Consider the following 6,623-nt stretch of genomic DNA (forward strand, 5'->3'; position numbering starts at 1 on the left):
AAGTATACCAAAAAGAAAGAAGGTATCGTAACTGGTATGCAGTTTGATACAGCTAAAAGTATTCTGTACGGTGGCGATTCTGTTAAGGGAGTAATCATTTCAGATACTAACCTGAATCCTGAACGTCGCCTAGCATGGGAAACTTTTGCCAAAGAATACGGCTGGAAAGTTGAACATAAAGTGTTTGATGTTCCTTGGACTGAATTGGTTAAACGTAACTCAAAACGCGGAACTAAAGCAGTACCAATTGATGTTTTACGTTCAATGTATAAAAGCATGCGAGAGTATCTCGGTCTTCCAGTATATAATGGGACTCCTGGTAAACCAAAAGCAGTTATTTTTGATGTTGATGGTACACTAGCTAAAATGAATGGTCGTGGTCCTTATGACCTTGAAAAATGCGATACCGATGTTATCAATCCTATGGTTGTTGAACTGTCTAAGATGTATGCTCTTATGGGTTATCAAATCGTAGTCGTTTCAGGTCGTGAAAGTGGAACTAAAGAAGACCCAACGAAATATTATCGTATGACCCGTAAATGGGTTGAGGACATTGCTGGCGTTCCATTAGTTATGCAATGTCAGCGCGAACAAGGCGATACCCGTAAAGACGATGTAGTTAAAGAAGAAATTTTCTGGAAACACATTGCACCGCATTTTGACGTGAAATTAGCTATTGATGACCGAACTCAAGTAGTTGAAATGTGGCGTCGTATCGGTGTTGAATGCTGGCAAGTCGCTTCGGGAGATTTTTAACTCGAGCACCACCACCACCACCACTGAGATCCGGCTGCTAACAAAGCCCGAAAGGAAGCTGAGTTGGCTGCTGCCACCGCTGAGCAATAACTAGCATAACCCCTTGGGGCCTCTAAACGGGTCTTGAGGGGTTTTTTGCTGAAAGGAGGAACTATATCCGGATTGGCGAATGGGACGCGCCCTGTAGCGGCGCATTAAGCGCGGCGGGTGTGGTGGTTACGCGCAGCGTGACCGCTACACTTGCCAGCGCCCTAGCGCCCGCTCCTTTCGCTTTCTTCCCTTCCTTTCTCGCCACGTTCGCCGGCTTTCCCCGTCAAGCTCTAAATCGGGGGCTCCCTTTAGGGTTCCGATTTAGTGCTTTACGGCACCTCGACCCCAAAAAACTTGATTAGGGTGATGGTTCACGTAGTGGGCCATCGCCCTGATAGACGGTTTTTCGCCCTTTGACGTTGGAGTCCACGTTCTTTAATAGTGGACTCTTGTTCCAAACTGGAACAACACTCAACCCTATCTCGGTCTATTCTTTTGATTTATAAGGGATTTTGCCGATTTCGGCCTATTGGTTAAAAAATGAGCTGATTTAACAAAAATTTAACGCGAATTTTAACAAAATATTAACGCTTACAATTTAGGTGGCACTTTTCGGGGAAATGTGCGCGGAACCCCTATTTGTTTATTTTTCTAAATACATTCAAATATGTATCCGCTCATGAATTAATTCTTAGAAAAACTCATCGAGCATCAAATGAAACTGCAATTTATTCATATCAGGATTATCAATACCATATTTTTGAAAAAGCCGTTTCTGTAATGAAGGAGAAAACTCACCGAGGCAGTTCCATAGGATGGCAAGATCCTGGTATCGGTCTGCGATTCCGACTCGTCCAACATCAATACAACCTATTAATTTCCCCTCGTCAAAAATAAGGTTATCAAGTGAGAAATCACCATGAGTGACGACTGAATCCGGTGAGAATGGCAAAAGTTTATGCATTTCTTTCCAGACTTGTTCAACAGGCCAGCCATTACGCTCGTCATCAAAATCACTCGCATCAACCAAACCGTTATTCATTCGTGATTGCGCCTGAGCGAGACGAAATACGCGATCGCTGTTAAAAGGACAATTACAAACAGGAATCGAATGCAACCGGCGCAGGAACACTGCCAGCGCATCAACAATATTTTCACCTGAATCAGGATATTCTTCTAATACCTGGAATGCTGTTTTCCCGGGGATCGCAGTGGTGAGTAACCATGCATCATCAGGAGTACGGATAAAATGCTTGATGGTCGGAAGAGGCATAAATTCCGTCAGCCAGTTTAGTCTGACCATCTCATCTGTAACATCATTGGCAACGCTACCTTTGCCATGTTTCAGAAACAACTCTGGCGCATCGGGCTTCCCATACAATCGATAGATTGTCGCACCTGATTGCCCGACATTATCGCGAGCCCATTTATACCCATATAAATCAGCATCCATGTTGGAATTTAATCGCGGCCTAGAGCAAGACGTTTCCCGTTGAATATGGCTCATAACACCCCTTGTATTACTGTTTATGTAAGCAGACAGTTTTATTGTTCATGACCAAAATCCCTTAACGTGAGTTTTCGTTCCACTGAGCGTCAGACCCCGTAGAAAAGATCAAAGGATCTTCTTGAGATCCTTTTTTTCTGCGCGTAATCTGCTGCTTGCAAACAAAAAAACCACCGCTACCAGCGGTGGTTTGTTTGCCGGATCAAGAGCTACCAACTCTTTTTCCGAAGGTAACTGGCTTCAGCAGAGCGCAGATACCAAATACTGTCCTTCTAGTGTAGCCGTAGTTAGGCCACCACTTCAAGAACTCTGTAGCACCGCCTACATACCTCGCTCTGCTAATCCTGTTACCAGTGGCTGCTGCCAGTGGCGATAAGTCGTGTCTTACCGGGTTGGACTCAAGACGATAGTTACCGGATAAGGCGCAGCGGTCGGGCTGAACGGGGGGTTCGTGCACACAGCCCAGCTTGGAGCGAACGACCTACACCGAACTGAGATACCTACAGCGTGAGCTATGAGAAAGCGCCACGCTTCCCGAAGGGAGAAAGGCGGACAGGTATCCGGTAAGCGGCAGGGTCGGAACAGGAGAGCGCACGAGGGAGCTTCCAGGGGGAAACGCCTGGTATCTTTATAGTCCTGTCGGGTTTCGCCACCTCTGACTTGAGCGTCGATTTTTGTGATGCTCGTCAGGGGGGCGGAGCCTATGGAAAAACGCCAGCAACGCGGCCTTTTTACGGTTCCTGGCCTTTTGCTGGCCTTTTGCTCACATGTTCTTTCCTGCGTTATCCCCTGATTCTGTGGATAACCGTATTACCGCCTTTGAGTGAGCTGATACCGCTCGCCGCAGCCGAACGACCGAGCGCAGCGAGTCAGTGAGCGAGGAAGCGGAAGAGCGCCTGATGCGGTATTTTCTCCTTACGCATCTGTGCGGTATTTCACACCGCAATGGTGCACTCTCAGTACAATCTGCTCTGATGCCGCATAGTTAAGCCAGTATACACTCCGCTATCGCTACGTGACTGGGTCATGGCTGCGCCCCGACACCCGCCAACACCCGCTGACGCGCCCTGACGGGCTTGTCTGCTCCCGGCATCCGCTTACAGACAAGCTGTGACCGTCTCCGGGAGCTGCATGTGTCAGAGGTTTTCACCGTCATCACCGAAACGCGCGAGGCAGCTGCGGTAAAGCTCATCAGCGTGGTCGTGAAGCGATTCACAGATGTCTGCCTGTTCATCCGCGTCCAGCTCGTTGAGTTTCTCCAGAAGCGTTAATGTCTGGCTTCTGATAAAGCGGGCCATGTTAAGGGCGGTTTTTTCCTGTTTGGTCACTGATGCCTCCGTGTAAGGGGGATTTCTGTTCATGGGGGTAATGATACCGATGAAACGAGAGAGGATGCTCACGATACGGGTTACTGATGATGAACATGCCCGGTTACTGGAACGTTGTGAGGGTAAACAACTGGCGGTATGGATGCGGCGGGACCAGAGAAAAATCACTCAGGGTCAATGCCAGCGCTTCGTTAATACAGATGTAGGTGTTCCACAGGGTAGCCAGCAGCATCCTGCGATGCAGATCCGGAACATAATGGTGCAGGGCGCTGACTTCCGCGTTTCCAGACTTTACGAAACACGGAAACCGAAGACCATTCATGTTGTTGCTCAGGTCGCAGACGTTTTGCAGCAGCAGTCGCTTCACGTTCGCTCGCGTATCGGTGATTCATTCTGCTAACCAGTAAGGCAACCCCGCCAGCCTAGCCGGGTCCTCAACGACAGGAGCACGATCATGCGCACCCGTGGGGCCGCCATGCCGGCGATAATGGCCTGCTTCTCGCCGAAACGTTTGGTGGCGGGACCAGTGACGAAGGCTTGAGCGAGGGCGTGCAAGATTCCGAATACCGCAAGCGACAGGCCGATCATCGTCGCGCTCCAGCGAAAGCGGTCCTCGCCGAAAATGACCCAGAGCGCTGCCGGCACCTGTCCTACGAGTTGCATGATAAAGAAGACAGTCATAAGTGCGGCGACGATAGTCATGCCCCGCGCCCACCGGAAGGAGCTGACTGGGTTGAAGGCTCTCAAGGGCATCGGTCGAGATCCCGGTGCCTAATGAGTGAGCTAACTTACATTAATTGCGTTGCGCTCACTGCCCGCTTTCCAGTCGGGAAACCTGTCGTGCCAGCTGCATTAATGAATCGGCCAACGCGCGGGGAGAGGCGGTTTGCGTATTGGGCGCCAGGGTGGTTTTTCTTTTCACCAGTGAGACGGGCAACAGCTGATTGCCCTTCACCGCCTGGCCCTGAGAGAGTTGCAGCAAGCGGTCCACGCTGGTTTGCCCCAGCAGGCGAAAATCCTGTTTGATGGTGGTTAACGGCGGGATATAACATGAGCTGTCTTCGGTATCGTCGTATCCCACTACCGAGATATCCGCACCAACGCGCAGCCCGGACTCGGTAATGGCGCGCATTGCGCCCAGCGCCATCTGATCGTTGGCAACCAGCATCGCAGTGGGAACGATGCCCTCATTCAGCATTTGCATGGTTTGTTGAAAACCGGACATGGCACTCCAGTCGCCTTCCCGTTCCGCTATCGGCTGAATTTGATTGCGAGTGAGATATTTATGCCAGCCAGCCAGACGCAGACGCGCCGAGACAGAACTTAATGGGCCCGCTAACAGCGCGATTTGCTGGTGACCCAATGCGACCAGATGCTCCACGCCCAGTCGCGTACCGTCTTCATGGGAGAAAATAATACTGTTGATGGGTGTCTGGTCAGAGACATCAAGAAATAACGCCGGAACATTAGTGCAGGCAGCTTCCACAGCAATGGCATCCTGGTCATCCAGCGGATAGTTAATGATCAGCCCACTGACGCGTTGCGCGAGAAGATTGTGCACCGCCGCTTTACAGGCTTCGACGCCGCTTCGTTCTACCATCGACACCACCACGCTGGCACCCAGTTGATCGGCGCGAGATTTAATCGCCGCGACAATTTGCGACGGCGCGTGCAGGGCCAGACTGGAGGTGGCAACGCCAATCAGCAACGACTGTTTGCCCGCCAGTTGTTGTGCCACGCGGTTGGGAATGTAATTCAGCTCCGCCATCGCCGCTTCCACTTTTTCCCGCGTTTTCGCAGAAACGTGGCTGGCCTGGTTCACCACGCGGGAAACGGTCTGATAAGAGACACCGGCATACTCTGCGACATCGTATAACGTTACTGGTTTCACATTCACCACCCTGAATTGACTCTCTTCCGGGCGCTATCATGCCATACCGCGAAAGGTTTTGCGCCATTCGATGGTGTCCGGGATCTCGACGCTCTCCCTTATGCGACTCCTGCATTAGGAAGCAGCCCAGTAGTAGGTTGAGGCCGTTGAGCACCGCCGCCGCAAGGAATGGTGCATGCAAGGAGATGGCGCCCAACAGTCCCCCGGCCACGGGGCCTGCCACCATACCCACGCCGAAACAAGCGCTCATGAGCCCGAAGTGGCGAGCCCGATCTTCCCCATCGGTGATGTCGGCGATATAGGCGCCAGCAACCGCACCTGTGGCGCCGGTGATGCCGGCCACGATGCGTCCGGCGTAGAGGATCGAGATCTCGATCCCGCGAAATTAATACGACTCACTATAGGGGAATTGTGAGCGGATAACAATTCCCCTCTAGAAATAATTTTGTTTAACTTTAAGAAGGAGATATACCATGGGCAGCAGCCATCATCATCATCATCACAGCAGCGGCCTGGTGCCGCGCGGCAGCCATATGTCGGACTCAGAAGTCAATCAAGAAGCTAAGCCAGAGGTCAAGCCAGAAGTCAAGCCTGAGACTCACATCAATTTAAAGGTGTCCGATGGATCTTCAGAGATCTTCTTCAAGATCAAAAAGACCACTCCTTTAAGAAGGCTGATGGAAGCGTTCGCTAAAAGACAGGGTAAGGAAATGGACTCCTTAAGATTCTTGTACGACGGTATTAGAATTCAAGCTGATCAGACCCCTGAAGATTTGGACATGGAGGATAACGATATTATTGAGGCTCACAGAGAACAGATTGGTGGTACTAGTGGTGGTGGTGGTTCTGGTGGTGGTGGTTCTGATGATGATGATAAAGCGGGATCCAAAAAGATTATTTTGACTATTGGCTGTCCTGGTTCTGGTAAGAGTACTTGGGCTCGTGAATTTATTGCTAAGAATCCCGGGTTTTATAATATCAATCGTGATGACTATCGCCAATCTATTATGGCGCATGAAGAACGCGATGAGTACAAGTATACCAAAAAGAAAGAAGGTATCGTAACTGGTATGCAGTTTGATACAGCTAAAAGTATTCTGTACGGTGGCGA

6 protein-coding genes and 2 pseudogenes are annotated in these 6,623 nt (G+C 50.4%); 2 read left to right on the forward strand and 6 right to left on the reverse strand.

The annotated features are described in order from the left end of the window. Nucleotides 1-756, forward strand: a 756-nt coding sequence (locus DB398_RS18170) for a phosphatase domain-containing protein (protein ID WP_108425886.1), incomplete at its 5' end; no start/stop codon positions are given. A 721-nt stretch (nucleotides 757-1,477) separates the two neighbouring features. Here the strand turns inward: DB398_RS18170 and aph(3')-Ia are convergent. From aph(3')-Ia to DB398_RS18220, 6 genes and pseudogenes are all read right to left on the reverse strand, one after another. Next, entirely contained in the window at nucleotides 1,478-2,293 is an 816-nt protein-coding gene (aph(3')-Ia, locus tag DB398_RS18175) for an aminoglycoside O-phosphotransferase APH(3')-Ia (RefSeq protein WP_000018329.1), read from the reverse strand. A 1,136-nt stretch (nucleotides 2,294-3,429) separates the two neighbouring features. Further along, the gene (locus DB398_RS18195; RefSeq protein ID WP_012537716.1) at nucleotides 3,430-3,693 is read right to left on the reverse strand and encodes a Rop family plasmid primer RNA-binding protein; all 264 of its coding nucleotides are present in this window, start codon (nucleotides 3,691-3,693) and stop codon (nucleotides 3,430-3,432) included. A 31-nt stretch (nucleotides 3,694-3,724) separates the two neighbouring features. Next, entirely contained in the window at nucleotides 3,725-3,988 is a 264-nt protein-coding gene (locus DB398_RS18765) for a site-specific integrase (RefSeq protein ID WP_003660253.1), read from the reverse strand. A gap of 50 nt (nucleotides 3,989-4,038) precedes the next feature. Beyond that, nucleotides 4,039-4,380: pseudogene (locus tag DB398_RS18205) on the reverse strand (hypothetical protein); the annotation flags it as partial. 49 nt (nucleotides 4,381-4,429) lie between these two features. Next, nucleotides 4,430-5,512: a DNA-binding transcriptional repressor LacI gene (lacI, locus tag DB398_RS18215; RefSeq protein ID WP_000805902.1), complete on the reverse strand. Its 1,083-nt coding sequence runs from the start codon at nucleotides 5,510-5,512 to the stop codon at nucleotides 4,430-4,432. A 79-nt stretch (nucleotides 5,513-5,591) separates the two neighbouring features. Further along, nucleotides 5,592-5,876 (reverse strand): annotated as a pseudogene (locus DB398_RS18220) (MFS transporter); the annotation flags it as partial. Nucleotides 5,877-5,985: 109 nt separating this feature from the next. On the opposite strand from DB398_RS18220, the gene DB398_RS18225 reads away from it, so the two are divergent. Beyond that, nucleotides 5,986-6,623 (forward strand): ubiquitin-like protein (locus DB398_RS18225; RefSeq protein ID WP_159076497.1); only part of this gene is annotated, 638 nt, incomplete at its 3' end.

The organism is Flagellimonas amoyensis (assembly GCF_003058265.1).
Lineage (GTDB): Bacteria > Bacteroidota > Bacteroidia > Flavobacteriales > Flavobacteriaceae > Flagellimonas > Flagellimonas amoyensis.